The sequence below is a fragment of the Halopiger thermotolerans genome, assembly GCF_054654555.1.
Genome location: NZ_BAAIEU010000001.1, coordinates 18,670 through 37,473, shown reverse-complemented (window position 1 = coordinate 37,473; position 18,804 = coordinate 18,670). Strand labels below are relative to the sequence as shown.

At 56.6% G+C, this 18,804-nt stretch carries 20 protein-coding genes; 4 read left to right on the top strand and 16 right to left on the bottom strand.

Annotation, left to right across the window (positions count from 1 at the left end):
- The first annotated feature begins 235 nt into the window (after window positions 1–235).
- Window positions 236–1,468 carry a permease gene (locus ACYQ26_RS00150; protein WP_459806299.1) on the top strand — a complete coding sequence of 411 codons (1,233 nt, stop codon included), beginning with the start codon at window positions 236–238 and terminating at the stop codon, window positions 1,466–1,468.
- 665 nt (window positions 1,469–2,133) lie between these two features.
- On the opposite strand, the gene ACYQ26_RS00145 is transcribed toward ACYQ26_RS00150, so the two are convergent.
- The 6 genes from ACYQ26_RS00145 to ACYQ26_RS00120 form a co-directional block, all read right to left on the bottom strand.
- Window positions 2,134–3,399, bottom strand: a complete 1,266-nt coding sequence (locus ACYQ26_RS00145) for a phage integrase SAM-like domain-containing protein (protein ID WP_459806298.1) — start codon at window positions 3,397–3,399, stop codon at window positions 2,134–2,136.
- Entirely contained in the window at window positions 3,396–3,752 is a 357-nt protein-coding gene (locus ACYQ26_RS00140) for a type II toxin-antitoxin system PemK/MazF family toxin (protein ID WP_459806297.1), read from the bottom strand. Before ACYQ26_RS00140 ends, ACYQ26_RS00145 begins: the two co-directional genes overlap by 4 nt.
- 6 nt (window positions 3,753–3,758) lie before the next feature.
- Window positions 3,759–4,157, bottom strand: coding sequence for a helix-turn-helix transcriptional regulator (locus tag ACYQ26_RS00135; RefSeq protein WP_459806296.1), 399 nt, complete (start codon window positions 4,155–4,157; stop codon window positions 3,759–3,761).
- A gap of 494 nt (window positions 4,158–4,651) precedes the next feature.
- Window positions 4,652–6,328, bottom strand: a complete 1,677-nt coding sequence (locus tag ACYQ26_RS00130) for a transposase (RefSeq protein WP_089649982.1) — start codon at window positions 6,326–6,328, stop codon at window positions 4,652–4,654.
- A 65-nt stretch (window positions 6,329–6,393) separates the two neighbouring features.
- Window positions 6,394–7,278, bottom strand: coding sequence for a DUF7964 domain-containing protein (locus tag ACYQ26_RS00125; protein WP_089649981.1), 885 nt, complete (start codon window positions 7,276–7,278; stop codon window positions 6,394–6,396).
- Window positions 7,275–8,246 (bottom strand): DUF7983 family protein, encoded by a 972-nt coding sequence (locus ACYQ26_RS00120; protein WP_459806295.1) that lies wholly within the window; start codon window positions 8,244–8,246, stop codon window positions 7,275–7,277. The genes ACYQ26_RS00125 and ACYQ26_RS00120 overlap by 4 nt, the downstream gene beginning before the upstream one ends.
- Window positions 8,247–8,353: 107 nt before the next feature.
- Here ACYQ26_RS00120 and ACYQ26_RS00115 point away from each other — a divergent pair, with 107 nt between their 5' ends.
- Window positions 8,354–8,713, top strand: coding sequence for a hypothetical protein (locus ACYQ26_RS00115; RefSeq protein WP_459806294.1), 360 nt, complete (start codon window positions 8,354–8,356; stop codon window positions 8,711–8,713).
- Window positions 8,714–8,728: 15 nt separating this feature from the next.
- Here the strand turns inward: ACYQ26_RS00115 and ACYQ26_RS00110 are convergent, their stop codons facing one another.
- The 7 genes from ACYQ26_RS00110 to ACYQ26_RS00080 form a co-directional block, all read right to left on the bottom strand.
- Window positions 8,729–9,637 (bottom strand): hypothetical protein, encoded by a 909-nt coding sequence (locus ACYQ26_RS00110; protein WP_459806293.1) that lies wholly within the window; start codon window positions 9,635–9,637, stop codon window positions 8,729–8,731.
- A gap of 58 nt (window positions 9,638–9,695) precedes the next feature.
- Entirely contained in the window at window positions 9,696–10,202 is a 507-nt protein-coding gene (locus ACYQ26_RS00105; RefSeq protein ID WP_459806292.1) for a PIN domain-containing protein, read from the bottom strand.
- Window positions 10,199–10,567, bottom strand: coding sequence for a UPF0175 family protein (locus ACYQ26_RS00100; protein WP_074796939.1), 369 nt, complete (start codon window positions 10,565–10,567; stop codon window positions 10,199–10,201). The genes ACYQ26_RS00105 and ACYQ26_RS00100 overlap by 4 nt, the downstream gene beginning before the upstream one ends.
- Before the next feature lie 107 nt (window positions 10,568–10,674).
- Window positions 10,675–11,082 (bottom strand): DUF8160 family protein, encoded by a 408-nt coding sequence (locus tag ACYQ26_RS00095; RefSeq protein WP_459806291.1) that lies wholly within the window; start codon window positions 11,080–11,082, stop codon window positions 10,675–10,677.
- A complete protein-coding gene (locus tag ACYQ26_RS00090; protein WP_435069812.1) occupies window positions 11,079–11,897 on the bottom strand; it encodes a ParA family protein in 819 nt (272 codons plus the stop codon). The genes ACYQ26_RS00095 and ACYQ26_RS00090 overlap by 4 nt, the downstream gene beginning before the upstream one ends.
- 497 nt (window positions 11,898–12,394) lie before the next feature.
- A complete protein-coding gene (locus ACYQ26_RS00085) occupies window positions 12,395–12,667 on the bottom strand; it encodes a hypothetical protein (RefSeq protein ID WP_459806290.1) in 273 nt (90 codons plus the stop codon).
- Window positions 12,668–12,824: 157 nt separating this feature from the next.
- Window positions 12,825–13,259, bottom strand: coding sequence for a TRAM domain-containing protein (locus tag ACYQ26_RS00080; protein WP_459806289.1), 435 nt, complete (start codon window positions 13,257–13,259; stop codon window positions 12,825–12,827).
- A 98-nt stretch (window positions 13,260–13,357) separates the two neighbouring features.
- Between ACYQ26_RS00080 and ACYQ26_RS00075 the strand changes: the two genes are divergently transcribed.
- The gene (locus ACYQ26_RS00075) at window positions 13,358–14,242 is read left to right on the top strand and encodes an IS1595 family transposase (RefSeq protein ID WP_458262711.1); all 885 of its coding nucleotides are present in this window, start codon (window positions 13,358–13,360) and stop codon (window positions 14,240–14,242) included.
- A gap of 85 nt (window positions 14,243–14,327) precedes the next feature.
- Here ACYQ26_RS00075 and ACYQ26_RS00070 read toward each other — a convergent pair whose 3' ends face one another.
- Window positions 14,328–14,894, bottom strand: coding sequence for a hypothetical protein (locus ACYQ26_RS00070; RefSeq protein WP_459806288.1), 567 nt, complete (start codon window positions 14,892–14,894; stop codon window positions 14,328–14,330).
- 127 nt (window positions 14,895–15,021) lie between these two features.
- Here ACYQ26_RS00070 and ACYQ26_RS00065 point away from each other — a divergent pair, with 127 nt between their 5' ends.
- The gene (locus tag ACYQ26_RS00065) at window positions 15,022–17,217 is read left to right on the top strand and encodes an argonaute/piwi family protein (protein WP_459806287.1); all 2,196 of its coding nucleotides are present in this window, start codon (window positions 15,022–15,024) and stop codon (window positions 17,215–17,217) included.
- Here the strand turns inward: ACYQ26_RS00065 and ACYQ26_RS00060 are convergent.
- Together ACYQ26_RS00060 and ACYQ26_RS00055 are read right to left on the bottom strand one after the other, a co-directional pair.
- A complete protein-coding gene (locus ACYQ26_RS00060) occupies window positions 17,214–18,332 on the bottom strand; it encodes a hypothetical protein (RefSeq protein ID WP_459806286.1) in 1,119 nt (372 codons plus the stop codon). The genes ACYQ26_RS00065 and ACYQ26_RS00060 overlap by 4 nt on opposite strands.
- On the bottom strand, window positions 18,313–18,765 hold the full coding sequence (locus ACYQ26_RS00055) for a hypothetical protein (RefSeq protein ID WP_459806285.1): 453 nt from the start codon (window positions 18,763–18,765) through the stop codon (window positions 18,313–18,315). Before ACYQ26_RS00055 ends, ACYQ26_RS00060 begins: the two co-directional genes overlap by 20 nt.
- Between the last annotated feature and the right edge of the window lie 39 nt (window positions 18,766–18,804).

Here is an 18,804-nt window from a genome sequence, read left to right as displayed (position 1 = left end):
CCATACGATGGTATGTCTGCAATTTCAAAAAATATTCCGACGGAGCTCCGTGAGCAACAACTCGAATGCGCTACAGCTGTTTTGGTTTGAAAGTATTAGAGACAGATAACGGAGACATATTAAGCAAAATCACATTAAATCTGGATCCACCATTGTCACGTATAATGAAGAAGTCAAACTTTGTTCTCCCATGGAATCAGGTTGACCATACAATTTGCCAAGGGGTGGTGATACAATGGTAGTTGAGACCGTAGTCGAAGGGCTGCGGCTCGCTGGCGAGATGTTCTGGGAAACGTGGTGGGCGCTCGTGCTCGGGTTTACGATCGCGGGTGCCGTGGAGACGTTCGTCAGTGAAGAGAAGATGTCCGCGGTTCTCGGTGGCAACGGCTGGAAGGAACTCGGCCTCGGAACGGTGTTCGGGGCTGCGTCATCGTCGTGTTCGTTCGGAGCGGTTGCAACGACGAAGTCGCTGTTCAAAAAGGGTGCGTCACCGGTGGCTAGCCTCGCCGCATTCCAGTTCGCCTCGACGAATCTCGTCATCGAACTTGGCCTCGTCATGTGGATTCTGCTCGGATGGCAGTTCGTGTTGGCCGACTACGTAGCTGGTCTCATCCTCATCGGACTCCTCGCGGCGGTTTTCAAGTATATCGTTCCCGAACAGTGGTTCGACGCGTCGCGCGAGTATCTCCGCTCGTCGGAAGGCGTGCGCGATCCGTCCTGTGGCATGGAAGTTGACCCGACGAGCGATGACGTCCTTAGGCTGGAAACCGACGGCGGGACCGAGTATTTCTGTTCAGAATCGTGCAAGCAGGCCTACCTTGAGGAGCAGCGTCAACAGGACGCGACGTGGCGCGACCGGCTGTTGACCCGCGACGGCTGGCGACTCGCCTCGAAGAACGCCCTTGGCGAGTGGGGGATGCTCTGGAAAGACATCGTCGCCGGCTTCCTCATCGCCGGGCTGATCGGTGCGTTCGTCCCCCGTGAGTGGTGGACGACGCTCTTCGGTATCGGGGCTGAGGGCACGTTCGTGTGGATACTCACCAGCGCAGTAATCGGCGTCATAATCGGCGTTGTCACGTTCGTCTGCTCGGTCGGAAACGTTCCGTTTGCGGTTATCCTCTGGAATAATGGCATCGCCTTCGGCGGCGTCATGAGCTTTATTTTCGCAGATCTGATCGTCCCGACTATCGACGACGCGTACCGTCGATACTACGGCCTCCGGATGGCTGCGGTGCTGTTCGTCTCGATCTTCATCACCGCCGTTATCTCGGGCGTCGTGATCCACTACCTGTGGGGTGGCCTCGGCCTCATTCCGCCCCAGGGTGAAGCTGGTGGGACTGCCCCCGCCGGCTATACGACGTATCTCAACGCTCTCTTCACGTTACTGTTCCTCGGACAGATCTACGTTGGCTACTGGACAACACGAGACGAGGAGGAATCGGGCGACCACGAGATGCATGCAGGCTAACCGATACCCCTTAACGAGGTTCACATGACAGATTGGAAGTCCCGACCTGGCGAGGACGGTCGTAATAAAGAGGGGCTACCGATATGGCTCGATCGATATACCAACACTGCACTATACGGACTCATCGCTGGGACGGCACTGGGTCTATTTGCACTGTTCACGAATCCCGTTCCCGACCCATCATTCCCGTGGGCGACGCTCCCTCCGTCGCTGCAACTTCCCCTCACGCAACCGAGGATCGAACACTGGCCGATCACCTACACGGTTGGAATCTGGCTCTGGGTCTTCTGCTTTCCGGCCCTGTTCCTGGCGGGATACAAGCGATACGGTGACTCAAATCGGGGACCTGCGGTGTGGCTCGTAGGGTTGCCGACTGTCGCGATGCTGGCTTGGACCACGTTCTGTCGATTTTTCTGGCCGAAGCTTCAGCCACCAACCTGGAACGCCCCCGCCTACACGTTTGTTTGCTGGCTGTATTGTTCGACCTACGAGGTCATCTGGAGCAACGCAGCCTACGCAATTGCGCTTCTCGGCGTCGTAGCCACGCTCCTCACTCTCCAGCGAAAACAGCAAAGCAAGTACGCACTTATCGGATTCGGCGTCTTAGCACTCCCGCTGGGACTCCCCGCCCTCTACCAGGGATATCGTCGAGCAGGACGGGAGAGCTAATTGTCGTCGCCAATTCCTGAAACTGAGTCGATTTCGTCGAGGGCCTCGGTCGCCACGTCGCCGAGTTCCCCGGCCTCGATGTGGGAATACCGTTCCCGGACCATCTCCTCGGAGTTGTCAAGATAACGGGCTGCGACAGTGTACCCGAACGCCCGGACAAGTACCTCACCCATTCCTCGGCGACCGCCGTGGGGTGCGAGATAGTCGTGCTTCGGATGGTCGATTTCGATCTCCGCGGCTTCCGTGAGTCGCTGGAGGATCGAGCGGGCGCCGTCCGTCGTGATCGACGGCGGGCGGATGTCCTCGTCCAGCGCCAGCAGGAGGTCGCGAGCGTACTCCCCACGTCGCTCGTCAATTGCTTCCGATTGCTCTCCCCGGTCGGCCAACTCCTCCTGTACGAGCTCTGCGAGCGTCCGCTGATCGAGCGTCGGGAATACGGGCCACCGTTCTGTCGGCGGATCCATCAGTTTCCGGTAGCTCCGCAACGGGGAGATTACAGGATCGGGGAGAGAAGCAGCGTCCCACTGCTGTTTCTTCCGATAGACGTCCATGCTTCCATCCTCGAGGTCGATGTCCTCCCATCGCACGCCACGACGGCGCGGATCGTCGGGATCACGAAGGAGTTCTCCCACGCGGACAGCTGTGTACGCGAGGACGACCACGAGCGCCCGGTCGCGGGCCGCCTTCAGCGCCGCGTACCGGGCTCGTTGCTTGTCGAGTGGGTCCACGTCATCGGGAAGGGTGGTGTATGCCTCGATGGCCTCACGCGCCTGTGCGTCGACGTGTCGGGTGATCGCGTGGCGCTGCTCGGGTGTCCAGGCCTGCTGGTCGCCGGGTTTGCGGCCGTCGTCCTCGGGGAGCGGCGCAGTCGCGCTCGCTCGCTGAGCGTAATGGGCCTCCAGGTAGCCCTCGTTGACGCACCAGCCACACCACGCCGAGATGTAGGCGTAGTAGGTCTGGACCGTGTTCTGCTTGAGTCCCCGGTCACCAGAGAGGTGCCGAGCGTACTCGCGGAAGACTCGCTCGTCGAGGTCCTCGAAGGTCGGATCGCGGTCGGCCCCCTCGGGAGTGATCCCGGTCCAATCGTCGTCGCCGCGCTCGCCGGCGGCCCACTCCGCAAATCGTTCGAGCTCACGGGCGGCGTTCCGACGGTAGTTCCCGCCCTCGCCGCCGCGACCTTTGCCCTTGTCCTGGAGATAGCGGTCGAAGGAACTCCGCAACGGCCGTGCTGCGGGCTCTTGGCCGGTGGTGTCGTCGATCATGCGGAGTCAGAACCCTCCGAATTGTCCAAGTAGGAGATCGTGGCCGTCGTAACCTGGTCGGTGAACTCGTCGGTAACCGAGCCCTGCCGGCCGACGACGTGGAGGTCGTCTTTCAGTGTGGCCAGCGTCCAGGGGAGGACGTAGCTCTGCTGGCCCGGTTCCCCGCGAACCCACGCTTCGCTCGGCACGGCGAAGCTGCCGGCGTGGTGGGATTGCGTTGTGAACGCAACGGCGATCGACTCCTCGTCGGGATAGGGCATCCGCTCGCCGGAAACAACCAGCCACGGCCGGGGATTCCCACCATCCGTTTTGAACGGATCGGGAGCCCAGACGACGGTTCCGCGATCAGCCATCCGAGATCACGACCCCTCGTCGTCTTGCTCGGTCTCCGACTCGATGGGGTCAACCGCGGTCTCCATCCAGGCCTCGACGTCGTCGTCAGAGAACCCGCCGTCGATGTCGTCGGCCGTGACAGCGCCGTGAAGCCCCGCCGACGCGACCGCGTGCTCTGCGTCGGCAATCGTCCAGAAGCGGTCGCGGTGCTCGACGAGGCCGTGTTCCTCAAGCCGCTTCAGCGTGGGGCCGACGCTCCCCTCGGGCACGTCGACGGCGTCGACGATCTCACGCTGGCGAAACGCCTGGTCGGCGTGCTCGAGGAGGAAGCGATACACCGCGCCCTGGGTGGTGTCCGGCGCGAGATCGGGAAGCGAGGGCCCGTCCTCGTCGATAGAGCGGAACTCGTCTTTCGAGATGGGCATCTTGAGTATTGGTTTGTATTAGAAGCTATTAGGTCTTATCGACAGCGCTCGCGACACGGACTGGAGGATGGCGGTGTTCGCACGTTTTCCCCGGGTTCGAGGCCTTCTTCGTGCGGTTCCAAAGTTCGTGCTTCACCGACAGCGGCGGGGTACTTCAAAGTGGTCGTGATTATTGGCATAATCAGGACCACTTGTTGTTTTCGAGCCATCGGGAGAATTCGGGGGTCTAGAGTCTCTTAGCGTCGGAACTCCGCATTACAGTAGAATGTATATCGTATATCGCTATACAAATTCTCGGGCCTTGGGAGTTGAGACTACAGTGGGTTTAGCGGGCCTGTGATGCGTAGTTTCGACCGATTTGACGAACGGAATCTGCCTCAGATCGCTCTCGAAACGCGTGTTCTTGTTGAACTGGAAACTAACCCGGGGCATTTCCGAGGCTTCGGATAGTGTAGCCACTCAGACGCCGCGCTACCACGGGGAGAGTCCCCTCACTATCCGATTCCCGTTTCTTTCTTCAACAGCGTCAGTGTGTTGTCGGCTGTGACGATGGGCGAATGCTCGTACTCACCGGTCAACTCAACCTGTACGAGCAGATCCACCGCTCGCCAGATCGAGTACAGGAGACACGCGAACGCGAAGTAGAAGAACCGTAGGCCGAAATGCTTCGACGTGGTTGCGGCCATAAATCGCTTGATCGACTTGTACCCACTCTCGATCTCCCACCGATACCCATACTCGGTGAGGTGGCCACTCCTCCGATTCGTCATAAACACCGAATACTGTCGGTAATCGTTATGCTCGGAGTTCTCCTTTCGACGGTAGATCAGCGTCGTGTGGTGCCACTTGTTATCGCCGAGATGCAACTTCCGGCTGGTCTCATACCGATCCTTATCACGTTGCAGAAGGCGCTTGGCCTGGGCTTTCTCGCTGGTCTGCATTCGTTTCGGCACGACGTACGAGAGCCCGCGCTGGCTGAGCATCTCCAAGACGTGCTGGCTGTCGAACTCTCGATCCATCAGCACGTTATCGACGTGAACGAGGTCCTCCGCAGAGTCAAGCAGGTCTTCGACGATTTCCTTGCGTGTAACGCCTTTCCGCACGGGACGAGCATCGAGGACGAGTGGGACAGCGTTGCCGACTAGCTGGACTGTCGCCCACTGGTAGGCGTATTCGTCGGTCTTCTCCTTCGTCCCGATAATCTCGTCTTCGTGGCCCGTTCGGTCACCTGTGAAGGGATCGGCTTCAGTGATATCGATCGCTACGATCCCGGCACGATAGAACGCCTCCGTCGCTGCGACCTCTTCTAAGAGGCGACCCACCGCTTGCCGATACATCTCTCGAATCTGTTCGATCGAGAGATCACGAAGATGGTCACGGTGCGCGTGTCCCATCGGAGTCCGGTCACGAGTCGACTCGTGGATGAAACTGCGAGCTCCCTCGTTCGCGGCGAGATTCTCTCGCAATCCCAGATACGTTTGCAAGTCCCAAAACGCATTCTCGTGGATCTCACAGCCCTCACCACGATTAAGCGAGAACGCGGGGAAGATGATGTGGCTGACGTGGTCGGTGATCTTGCTCGCCTGGTCGAGAACGTCTCCATCGTCTGGCGCCGGCTGACCGGATTCAGTATCGTGGTGCCGGAGCGTTCGATCCGGTTCACGCGGGACCGTGATGCCCGCGTTCTGAGCGGTGATGAGGATCGTTCGAGCAACCGTTTCGATAGTCTCTCGGAGATTTTCCGTGAAGCGTGTGTGCCAACTTCGCCACAGCGTCGACTGATCGGGAATCGACTCGATACTCAGTTGCTCACGGATGTCAGAACGACGTTTGAGGTACTCAACGAGTGCTGTCTCGTGGTCCCACCCGTGGAGTTCTTTCAGCACGAACAGGCGAAAGAGCGTGGCCATCTCATAGCGTGTCGAGTTCGCGTAGCGATCGTGAGGGTTGAATCGAAAGTAGGCCAGCGGAACCGTACAGACGAACAGCTCAACGGAGGTATGGGCGTCATGATCGAACCACGCTTCCGAAACAGTACGAACGTCCGACTCCAGTCCGGCTAGCGAACCTCGGTCATACAACGGTGTCGAGTCGTACTTCGGCCACGCGACGTGCGATTTTCGGGCGATCCCACGAAAGACACTCCGGCGAGACTCACAGGTTGGTGCCACTACGAGACGCTGGACATTTCACAGCCAAGAACTCGTTCTCTTCGGCAGACAGTCAAGAGAGCAGCCTACAGGTGGCCGTATCCTATGCGCTCGAGTTCTGCTTCCAGTTCGACGTGCATCGCTTCGACAGTCTCCTCGTCGAAATGCTGCCCTGTCATCGCCCCCGATATCTCCGCGATTTCAGCGTGCCATCCACGTACTGCGTCCGCAAGGGCCGCGAGGAGTTCTTCCTCCGTCTTGTCTACCCCGTCGACTTCCTCGACGACCTGCCACCCCGGCTGAAAGTTTTCGAGGACGTATCCCCTCTCTTCGAACTGAATCGCGAACCGCTCGCAGACCGCCCCGAATCCGGTTTCGAGACTGAGCAGTGGTATGACGTGGACGATACCATTTCGCTTCTCCAACTCACGCAGATCCGTAACAGGGACAGCAGTTTCAGGGAGCACTGAATAGAGTGGGTCAGGGAGAGGCGAATCGCTTTCAGCGGCTCCTGGTGCGTCGTACTGGTCGTCGATGGACTCGCCTTTCTCTTTCATACCCTCGGGTGGTTTGTCGCTCGGATCATCGCTGAGAATCTCTTTCAAGATTGCGTAGAACCGCCATTCGTCGCCGTAGTCATAGAGGTAGCAGATACGGTCATACTGTTCGAGGCCGAGCTGGCGAGTCATCTCGCTGATCGTCACCTCGTCAGCGTTCTCAATCCGTTCCGTACGCAATACCGGATCACCACCAAGCGACTCCTCGTACTCCTGCGGACACTGGTATTTGACGGCGCTGTCCCAGTAGTCTTCATCCTCCCCGACGAACCAGAGGTGGCCCTGATCGAGTCCGACCGCAGGGTTGATCGCCGACTGAAACTCGGCGATCGTTCTGTCCGCACCAACGACGATATCCCGCCACAGCGACGTGGGGTCGGGGGCGAACTTGACGCGAAAGCGGTAGGCAGTCATCCTTGCATCTCCGTACCTGTGCGGAAGCTGGTGAGGTCGTCGATACGCTGCTCGAGGTCCTCGATCTCCTCTCGGAGCTGGTTCGCCTCGTCGTCCTCGCTGGCAGCAAGGCGGTCTTTCAACCCCTGCAATCGGGACTCTTTGACATCTTCATCGACCTCTGCTTTGCGAACGTATTCGCTTTCTTCGACCTCATACACATCGGATTCGGAGAGCGTGGTGACTTCAAGCGCTTCATCGACTTTCGAGCGGTCGACACTCAGCACACGCTCGCGGTCGATGCCAGCGTTCTCGAGGCGTTCCAGTACCTCCTCATCGTCTTTGAGCGAGCGGTTACGGCGACTCGTCCGTTGGACGGAGCCATACTGCCCCGAAACCGGACGGTCGTGATGGAGCCGAGCGAGGAGGACATCCGCGACCTCCTTGCGGAATTCGTTAGCATCTCGCTGGACATCCGAAAGCAGAGTGTAGAGATTCACCAACGCGTCCGTCTCCAGTTCAGAGAGATCAGTCACATCGTGACGTTCGAGTGCGTCAATGAGGAGGAGCGCATCCGAGTAGACATCAAGTCCGTCGGGCTCAGTTCGTTCATCGTCCGTTGGTTCCTGCTCTGCACCCATCACCTGCGTTGCCGTCGCAACCGCTGATTGTGTGATGATGCCAGCGTCCTCATCAACCTCGAATCGTGGATGGACACTCCACACCGCCGGGTATGGGTCGGCATCCGGCGGGAGACGATCAAGGTCAAACCCGTCGGGGGCGTCCTCAATTCGTCGATAGAGCGTTTCGAACTGGTCGCGCTGGAGTGGCCGCGTCTCGTTGCTGTCTTCGAACTGAATGATGACGCGAGCGTCCTGCACGTCAGTAATACGAAATCGCTGATGGGAGAGTGACGTGATGAGCGTCGCACTCTCGGGGAGGTCGTCGAGTTCCTCGAGAAGCGTGTGCCAGCTGGCAGTGAAAGACATATACAGTGGTTGCGAGCCATTCCGACTAAATCTTGTTCACGACGCGGCCACTGGCGGGTCGTCTCTTCAATAGCCAGTCTGATACGTGGTACTTCGGAACTACCGATATGGCTGAGACGTACACACTCCGTGTCCAGGTCGAGTCACACGAATACGACGGCGAGTTCTATCTCGTCGGCGACGGATACGGAACCCCAGCAGACGTGTTGGACAACGTCGCTGCCGACCATCTCTTGCGAATCGCAAATGCGCCACGTATCGAAGAGTACCTGCTCGACGTGCTGAAGCACGGAGAGAATACAGGTGAAGCCGAGTATGAGGCGACAGATAGCGATGTCGAATGCTGGATTCACGCCGACGTCTCCTACCAGAGGTACGCCTTTGGTGTCGGAGACAGCGTGTTCGAGTTCTCCGGCGTACCGACCAAAAGCGAAATCGCCTCGACTGTCGCGCAACTCCATTCGTAGGCTACAGACTATCCATCAGGGATCGAAGTGGTAGATGTAGGGGTGGTCAGCCTTCCCAGCGGGCATAATCTCTTCGAGTAGCTTGCGAACCTCGGATTCGGAGGGGGCACTAGTGATGATCCGATCATCGTAGATCGCTACATAGGCTTCGTTGAGTCCCAACTCGCGCAGTTCGCGACCCAAGCTGCGGGCTCGGGCCTTCCCCATTTCTTGGTGGTAAATTCGCTCCAGTTTGTCGGTTTTCTCCCGCAACTGCTCGATCTCTGGCGCGTATTGCTCCCGGTTACGCTTGTTTTTCATGTAGAAGCGTAACTCCTCGGCGTCCGTCTTTTCGGCTTCCTCGGGTACTGGAAGTGAGTCGATGATGCCGAAACGATGTTTGGCCTCCTCGTATTCGTCGTCGATGTCTGCGCTGAGCGAGCCCCCGAAGATGATGTTCTTGACCCCGATCCACCCGTCGTAGACGATCTGGTCCTCGAACGGCAATAGGACGACACTCGAAACTGGGACTGGAAGTGCGGACTCGTCCCACACCTCGGCGAACGGAAGTCGAGCCGGGCGGACTGCGTATGCTTTCGGCGGTTCTGTCCAATCGAGGAAGATCGCATCGTCCTCTCGATAGCGGACGACGACGAACTCTCCGGCGACGGAGTCAGTCCACGCTGCGATCTGTTCGAGATCAGCCTCCGACAAACCGGGAGGATTCTCTTGAACGAAGTCCTCTATCAGGTCCGCCGTCGACTCGTTGTACAGCGTGTTTCGGAGCGGGAGAAGCTCGTCAGTGTAGTGCTGTTCAAGATCAGCGACCGTTTCGATTTCTTCGATGACCTCGAATCGGTCGTTGACATACACCAACAGATGGGCGTACAGGTCTAGAAACCGTTGCTCACTCTCTTCGGATAGTCGTCTGTCGGCTTCACTCATTGGTAATAGACGTGTTCACGGGCACACTAATCAGGCGTTTCGAACACAAGCAAGCCCGTCATCGATACTCGGAAATCGTCCGATACGGGACGTAGTAACCGATCTCATCGATCCACGTCGACAGCCACCCGTCAGCAGTCGCTTCATCGATCTTCCCAGCATCGATTGCAGCCAACAGAACGCCAACCGACCCGACAACGGTCACGCCCTGGTCTTTCGCAAACGATCGGGCATCTCCGTCGTCTGTCAGCAGTCGACCGTCGTGTGCGTCGGCGAGGGCGAACGCCTGTGCTTCCCCGGGGTCGAGATGCTCACCAACAACGGCTTCTCTGTTTGCGACAGTATCCGAGATCGGCGCGACCGGGATCTCGTCATCAAGCATATCGAGTGCTTCCTGGAGATATGGGTAGTTATCGACGCCGTGTTCGAGCTCCTCACGCACGACTGGTACCGTACAGATTCCAGAGAGGCCAGTAACTACCCACAGCTGATCGATGTACGCAAAATTCGAGAGGACAGTCGTGTTCAAGACGCTCGGGTTCGCTGGGAGATCGTTACCTGTCATTTAGCACGTGACTCCTCATCAGGCGAGTCCTCATCATCGAATTCGAGTTCACGTGCTGCCTCTACCTCGTAGGCTGCGTCGTCTTCGTCAACGAGTCCGAGGCGGAGTTCAACACCATGCTCACGGAGGATGTCACGCATCGTCCAGCGGTCGACATCAGCGAGTCTGGCGGCATCACCGAGTGTGATCCGCTCGCGTTCGTAGAGGGCGACCGCAGCTGCAATACGTTCGTTCTCGTGGTCCTCGAAGTATTCACGCACGAACTCGCGCAACGCGTCGCTCTTTCCCCCGAACACACCAGCCTCGACAGCTCCCTCAATGAGGAGGTCGAGGTCATCTGGGTAGGAGCCGGTGATTCGAGCCATCGTTCTATCCCAGACTACGTCTTCATACTATTTATGAACTTCGCCAGAATGCCATATGCATTGAGACGACCAGTCTCAACTACTGCCGAGCCTCGCTCTGCGCAAGGTCATTCGTCGCCGAGTTCCGAGAGCCGAGCCTGGATTTCCTCAGCATCCGCATCAGAGAGCGCCTCAACACCGAACTGGACGAGTAGCGGGTAGAAGTGACGGTTCTTCTTGAACTCGTCCTGCCCCGCCTTGCGGAGCTTCAGCTGGGACTCGAGGTAGGTATCCTCCATCTCGCCGAGGACATCGTCGGGAATGTAGATCGTCCGCCCATTCCATTCGTCCTTGATGTTCGTCTTCGTTTTGCTCGTTTCGTTCGTTTCACTCGTTGAAGTCGATTCGGTCGTTTCGGTCGATGAACTGGTTTCCACCGTTTCACTCACCTCACTCGTTTCGCTGGATTCGACCTCCTCGTCCTCCTCATCGTAGTTGCCCTCGATGCCGGAAGCATCGCCCCAGCCGTCGGTCATGCTTCCACCTCCTCAGGTGCGGTCTTCTCAAACGTCTCGTCGAACAGGTCGGCAATCTCGTTGAACAGGTCGCGTGCATCCTCGACGCGCTGGTTCTCCTTGCCGAAGCCGAAGACAGACACACCCTCGCCAATCGACTGAGAGAGGTCGGTCCGCTTCGGGATCTCGAACACTGGGAGGGAGTACGCCGACTTGATCTCCTCAATGGTATCGCGGTGCTCAGCGTTCTGCTCGACACGGTTACAGACGATGGCGAGCCGGTTGATGTCTCCGTACGCCTGTTCGAGAGAGCTCAGCTGCTTTGCGAAAATCTGGAGGCTGTTGGCGTTGAGCTTCTCGGGAATGACGGGGATGACGACGTTGCCGGTCGCGACGAGGGCGTTGTCGGTGAGGACGTTCAGGGATGGCGGCGTGTCGACGATGATGTAGTCGTAGTTCTTCTCGAGTTCGTCAAGAGTCATCTCCAAACGCTCGCGACTCTTCGGCGCCTCAAGCAACGTCTGGATGTTCTTGTTGTTCGCGAGCTTCTCGCTGGCGGGAAGAATGTCGAATTCCTCGTGCTCGACGATGATGTCGTTCACCGACTCCATCTGATCGAAGTCGAGGACGTCGAACAGCGTTGTGCGGTCGGTGTCGTAATACAGATCGTTGTAGCCAAGCGAGCAGGTGAGCCCTCCGTGATAGTCGATATCGACCAGGAGGACGTCGTGGCCTCTGGCGGAGAGTGCGCCGCCAGTATGAATGACGTCGGTTGTTTTCCCCGCGCCTCCTTTCTGATTTGCCACCGTGATTCGTGCGGTATTGGTGTCGGTCATTATCTTCGTTTCTCTCGTTATGTTCGTTTCGTTCGTTTTGGTCGTTTAGTTCGGTGCGTTCGGTGATGGTGTTTCACTCGGTGAGAGGATTACTACGATGTTAAAACCAACTGTTCGTTTCGCTCGTTGAAGCAAACACACTCATTGCTATCAACTCATTCGTTCTATTCGTTACGTTCGTTTCTTTCGTTCTGTTTATCGAGTACAAGCCGTCAAGCCGATTCTTAACCAGTTCGTTCTTCTGGATGCGTTCAATCCATTCATTTTTCTCGTTCTGTTCGTTTTGCTCGTTGAATTCATTATGAGCGATGAACTCAAGCACGGGTACCGGAGTGACTTCGGGCCTCAGCTGTCTCAGAAGAAACGATCACCGCTCTCCAAGATCTGTCTGCTCAGATTGACCACCTGAGTTGAACCGGTCGGACCACTTTGATTGGAAGTCAAGATAGGGGCCTTCAGCGGTGCTTGCAGTCAGTCAAAAAATTGGAGGGTCGGTGTCAATCGACCGTCGCTAACACACGCACGTCCTTAGCTGAGTGTCGTTCCCGCTCAGTACGAGCACCGTGCTCGCGGAGGAACTCATCAATACGGTCGGCAAGAGACTCCGCGTCCTCTCTATCAACGTGGACGATCAGCGTCGGATGTTCCTCGTCGCTGTTCTCGATCACGAGCGAGACATCCTTGAATTCGTCCGGCTGTCTATACGCCTCAAACTCATCGGCGACCTGGTTGGCCAGGTCGTCGAGTACCTCAATCGGTTCCTTTGTCATAGATTGTATTTCGGCTTTGGAAGGTTGTGTCATCGCGAGCGCGTGAAGAAAACGTGACGTGACTTTCAGAACCACCTCCATCAGACAAACGCGAACGGAGCCTTCTCACACCGATGGTTTACCGAGAAGAAGACCGATCCGCAGAAGGGACAACAGGTTAGAGTGCTCGCGGATCGCTATCGACGATGCTCGCAAACGCGACGTTCTCCTGAACTTGTTCGATTTCGACTGTTGGCTCGTCGCCGGGCTGAGCGCCGGGAACGATCACGACATACCCCCGTTCGACTTTCGCAATACCGTCGCCTTGATCACCAACGGTTTCGATTGTTACGTCGCGTACCTCCCCCTCATCAACTGGAGGACCAGATGAGTCATAGCTCGTGGTCCTCTGAGAGGCGGGATGTCGTGGGCTTTGTGGAGATGTTGATTCAGCTTCGGAGGATGAATCAAGAAGAGCGATGCGGTACGTTTCATCAACAGTCAGCGCCCCGTGCTTGATCTCATTCGGAGGAATCCTGATGACGAATGTGCCATCTTCCTCCTTAATTTTCGCAGTAAACAGCGAACACAGGGAGTCTGAAATTTCTACCATAGCTGGATCGCTCTTCTGTAGGAGATTGTTGATACTGCTGAGCTATCGCTGTGGAGTCGAAGAGGACAAGGACACCGCGTCAGCGGTGTCCGACACGAATGATTCCGCTGGATGTGTTTGGGTCGGAATCGGTCGCAGCGGACCTGCTCCAACAGGTTCGCTGGCGTGACGGCGTTTCTTGTCCTCGCTGCCGTTCTGACCGAACAGTCAGAAACGGCAGCTACGGGCACTTTCAGCGGTATCTCTGTAAGGATTGCGGCCGCACGTTCAACGATAAGACTGGCACAATCTTCGCTCACTCGAAGATCGCACTCCGCAAGTGGCTGTTTTCGATCTACGCGTTTTTGCGGTTTAACACGAGTCTCAGGCAGTTACAGTGCGAAATCGGTGTCACCTACAAAACGATTCACAGGCGTGTCGAGCGCTTCGCCGAAGCGCTCGACGCGCCGTCACTCGATCTCCGTGGCCCGGTTGAAATTGACGAGTTCTACGTCTCTGCCGGCTTGAAAGGCCGCGAGCGCGACCGCTGGTCGCGCTCTCGCGGTCTCTCTCGACGCGGACGCGGAACGTATGATCAAGACAAACCACCCGTGTTCGTCCTCGTGGATCGTGGCACCGAGCAGCGGTACGTTGTGCCGGCGAAATCCGCAGACGAATCGACGATCCGGCTCCTGCTGACTGACCGCCAGCAGGAGCCTCTCACGGTCTATACCGACGGATTTCGTGCGTACGATCCGCTTGATGAAGATGAGCAATTCGACCGCGAATACGTCGTTCACGGAGACGGTGAGTACGCCGACGACACGGTCCACGTGAACACCTGCGAGAGCCACGCGTCGCTGGCGCGACGGTGGCTCTCGCCACATCGAGGCATCTCAAAAGATCGCCTCACACAGTATCTCCGAGCGTTCCAGCTCAGACGAGAACTCTACCGCAAACCCGGACGAGAAGCGCTCAAACACGCCGTCAAAGCAACTCTCTGAAATCAACAATGTGCTACACAAGAGCGTAGCTGGATTTGATACTGGATACAATTAATCGGTCTCTTTTGAGAAGGAGCGAACTGGATCAGCTGTCCTCAGCTGGTTCTTCCCAAGGAATGTCTCGCTTGTGGACTACAGCGAGCTTCGAGTCGTCATCATCGTCCATTGCACTAAGACCACGCTGGACGAGAGTATGAACCTGACCAACGGACTCCGGGAAGGAAAATTGGTCGTCCTCTGCATCAGCACGGAGTTCCAAATAATGGAGGTACAACCTGAACGTGGCATCTGCTCCGATAGGCCACCAAATCGTCCCTATTTGCTCATCTACCTGATTGTCCCAATGCTCTATGAGTTCACGGATATCGTCTACGAGCTCCACCCCGGAGGTGCGAAGGCGAAGAGAATAGTCTCGGTCATGCTCCATATCCTCAATTATATCCCGGAGGAAGGGCTCTGCTTCTAAAGCAGTGGGAGAGTTCTGGTCAGCTTCCAGAAGTTGTTCCAACGCTTGAAGTTCCTCAGGCCGGGCAGCTACAGCGTAAGCGACGGTATATTTCTCCTCTGGGAAAATTTCGTGTTGACCTGGCTGCTGTGCCTGCGGAACAGAATCACCGGTGGATGAGCTAAAGAGGGTCTCAAATAGGCCCATACGTTGCGTCCGGAGGGGTTCCATAAGTACTTCGTGCGATGATTAGCTCGACTTTCTCACCTCAATCAGTAGGAGCTCACCGGAGAACCGCGGGGTATTATATCCTGTCAACAGGGAACAGAAGACAATGGGTCGGTTCATCAATTCGTTTGAGATCGACGTGCCGTCAGTAACCGCGGACCTCTATGATATCGATCCCCAGCCCAACGATAACTACTCCCTCCTCAATGCCCATGCCACGATCCTCGAGAGGAATGTAGGTGGAAGAGCACGTTGGTACAACCAGGGCGGTCGACATTATATCGCAGTAATCGGCGCCGAGCGGGATTACGGAACGATTCAATCAGCGGATGGAGCGGAGCTGGAATTCGCACATGAATCTGATCTCGATTTCTCTGAGTGGAGTGATTTCAAGGTTCTACAGGAAGCGCTTATCGATGAACTGAAGGACGATCTCGAGACGGACGATTACTGGTACGACTCGACGAAGAACACGTTCTATCACGAGGATAGAGAGGCGCGTATCGAAGGATACGACGTCCATCCCGGCGTCGAAGTTCGAATTAGTCATCACGACCGACCTCTCATCACATTAGATCCGACGTTAGGTGCATTCGGATCACGGACGCTAGCTGACTATCTAAATGATCCTGCCTGGGGGATAGATCGAGTAAACGACGAACTCGTCGGTCGTACATTCATTTACCAAACATCGGATCGGGCTTCTTGTACTGTCACGGGAGTCTTTGAGAACACGACAGTCTCCGAGATTCCACCCGGTCGGTTCGACAACGAGACACTAGACGAAATCGAGAGCCGGCATGGGAAAGAATATGCCGACAGAATCGATCCATCTGAACCGACCGTCAAAATCCAGTACGGCAATAGTGATTGGTATCCAGCTGCCCCGTCGTTACTCCTGTTCGCACCGTCTGAAGATCGCCCGGACGAAATCAGCCAACGAGCAACGTTCGGGCCTCAAGAGCGATGGCAGAAAGTCGAAGATTTCCGTGAGTTGATCGGCGACATCAGTATCGGCTCTATCCAGACCGACATTAGCCCATCCCCGGTACGCGACGGGATCAGCGCATACGGGTATCCGGTACTGACGTTTGGCGATGACCCTTCAACGGAGATGGCAATTGGGCGGCCGAACATCAGCTTTAACGGCAGCGAGCTCACCCAAGAATACTGGAACCCAGCAAAGCAGGGGTATCTCGAGGAAGTCGCCCCTCGACGCACGTTTGACCAGGATTTCAGTGTGGCTGTCCTCTTCCCAGAGGGGACGGAAGACGAAGCGCTCAGTGCCTATCAGCAGGTGCGAGAATATGTTGAGGAACACCTTGGACTCATCCTCTCGGATCGGCCTGGAAGAGTCAACTACGAGGACCCGCGAGAGGTCGAAGAATGGCAACGCTCGCTTGAGGATGTCGACGCCGGCTTTGGGTATCTCCCCGAATACGACGAAGATGTCTACCACAAATTGATCGAGATACTGGACGGGAAGCCGCTCCAATCGTTAACCGCAACGAATCTGCGAAGCGCCCAGCGGTCGGGACACGAGGCCGATGTCATTTCGAACACGGCAGTCGGGTTAGGGGTAAAGCTGGGCGTGATTCCATTCAGCATCGAGAATCAGCTCGATACAGACGCCTACCTCGGGCTTAGCGTAACAGGTCGTGACCGAACCGTTGCTAGCGGAGTAGTAGTCTCAGGTACTGACAACCAGATTCTCTATCAAACAGAGGAGACGAATCCGACCGGGCGAAGTACGGTGACGAATCAGGGGATGGCGAAGCAGATTCTGATCCGGGCCGTTCAGGGTACGGTCAACGATCCTCGCTCTGGGTTCGATCAACTGAGTTCCCTCACGATTCACCGAAACGGGTACCTCGGCGACGATGAGATCTCCGGCCTCAAAGAGGGGGTAGAGTATCTGAAATCGAATGACTTCGTAACTGAGTCATTCGAATGGGTGGGCGTCGACGTCCAACATTCTCCCACCTATCGTATCTACGACGATGACGGAATGCCGGATATGGGTTCGTATGCTCAGCTGGATGACGAGACCGTTCTGATCGTCACGACCGATGCACCCCGACTAGGCGAAGGGACCCCGCAGCCGATTCTCTGTGAGATTTCCGTTGAAGAGGGAGATTTCGACATTTACTCTGTCGGGCGAGATGCGTTCTATCTCTCGGAACTGAATTGGGGCGCGCCTTCAAAGGGGATCAAAGACCCTCTCACGGTGTACCTCACGCGGAGAATGAATAGTCGTCTCAGTCACGACCGTGTCTCGCGCCTCACCTACCCGCCGTTCTAAGGTGGATAGGTATCCAACCAATATTGGTTCGCGGCTAACCGGTGAGACCGTTCCGGCTGGTCATCGGGAGTCACACCCGCTGTGATATCGTCGACGAGTGTCTCGAGATCATGATCGACCGATGCCGGGACCTCTTGGGTGATGAACGTCCTGAGCTCACCGTAGTCGTAGGTGTCGTAGATTCGCGGTCGACTGTGTTCTAGTGCATCGAGATGGCGCTCGAACGCGATACGGTCGTCACGAATCCCATCCAGAAGGCCAGGGAAGAACTCCTCAGAGAGGTCCATCACGAGATCAAATCGAAGTGCAGGTGGTGGATGGAGATCTCTGTCGGCATCGCTCTCGATATAGTACGGATTCGGGTGGTAAAGATGCCTGGCTAGCGAGGAGAGATAGGCCGGTCCGAAGGTTAATACTCCACAAGCGTCACAAAACAGTTCCTCGAACCAAGTCCGCCAAGAGCGTGCAAAGTGGGCCTCATCATCGATCTCTTGACGAGTTCGCCGCTGAACGTCTCTCAGAAGATTATAGAAATCCGCCTTCAGATCTTCCTGACGGTCCAAGGCTGCGTGAGCCAGCTCGTGGGCAATTATGGGCGCATAGAACTCTGGATCGCTCTGAGTTCTGGGGAGGATAAGAACGTAAATTTGGCTCAAATCACCGGTGGCAGGGAGATTCTCATCGAGAGGATCAATCGCAAATCCATCCCAGATTACCGGGAGGACAGTTATATCCATTCCAAATGCGTCCGCGAGTTCCGACGAGAGGGATGACGCGTGGTTGAGACGACCAGATGTTGCCGATTGGCGTTGATACTGATGCAGATCTAAGTATACAAGTTCGACCTCCAAAACCTGGAGTTCCAGGGCAACTGTATCGATGGCCTCTAGGTACTCTTCATACAGTTCGTGGGTCGCTTCCGCATCCGGTTCCTGATCGTATGCACGCTCGTAGAGAAAACGCGTTTCCTCGATATTATCGAATCCATCTTCGACGGAGCTGTGTATCGAATCCGTCGCAGGTATCCGAGTATCGAGAGTATCCAAGACCTCGCGGGCGGCCTCGAATTTGCCCCGAAGATACGCGACCTGGGACTCAGCGAGTTCCGTCGGCAAGAGTACCCCGCATACGATTGATACTATCTCGAGAAGTGCGGTTCGCAGTCTCCGAGATCTCTTTCAACTGTTCACGGACCTCGTCAAGACCCTGTTGATAGGTAAGAGTCTCTTCAGCGGCTTCCATGACCTCAATCAGGTCCTCGAAATCGCCGACCAACCGGGAGCTTGCAGTAATCGCATTCTCCTGAATCTGCTCAGCGATGGCTAATTCGTACGGATCAGCGTCGGGATCTTCATCGAGCGCGTCGCGAATTTGCTCAAGTAAGTGGCGGCCCGATTCGAGTTTTGCTCGCAAGTCGTCCTCACTCTGCTCGAGGTCGATGCCGTCACGCTTGGCTTTGAGGATAGAGATGGCTACGAGCGCCTCATCTGCACGCTCGCCGAACCGCCGGTTTGCCTCGTACCGGCGCTTCGCTCGCCATCGAGTCATACGCTATTACGTGTGTACGCCTTGTCGAGTGATATAAGT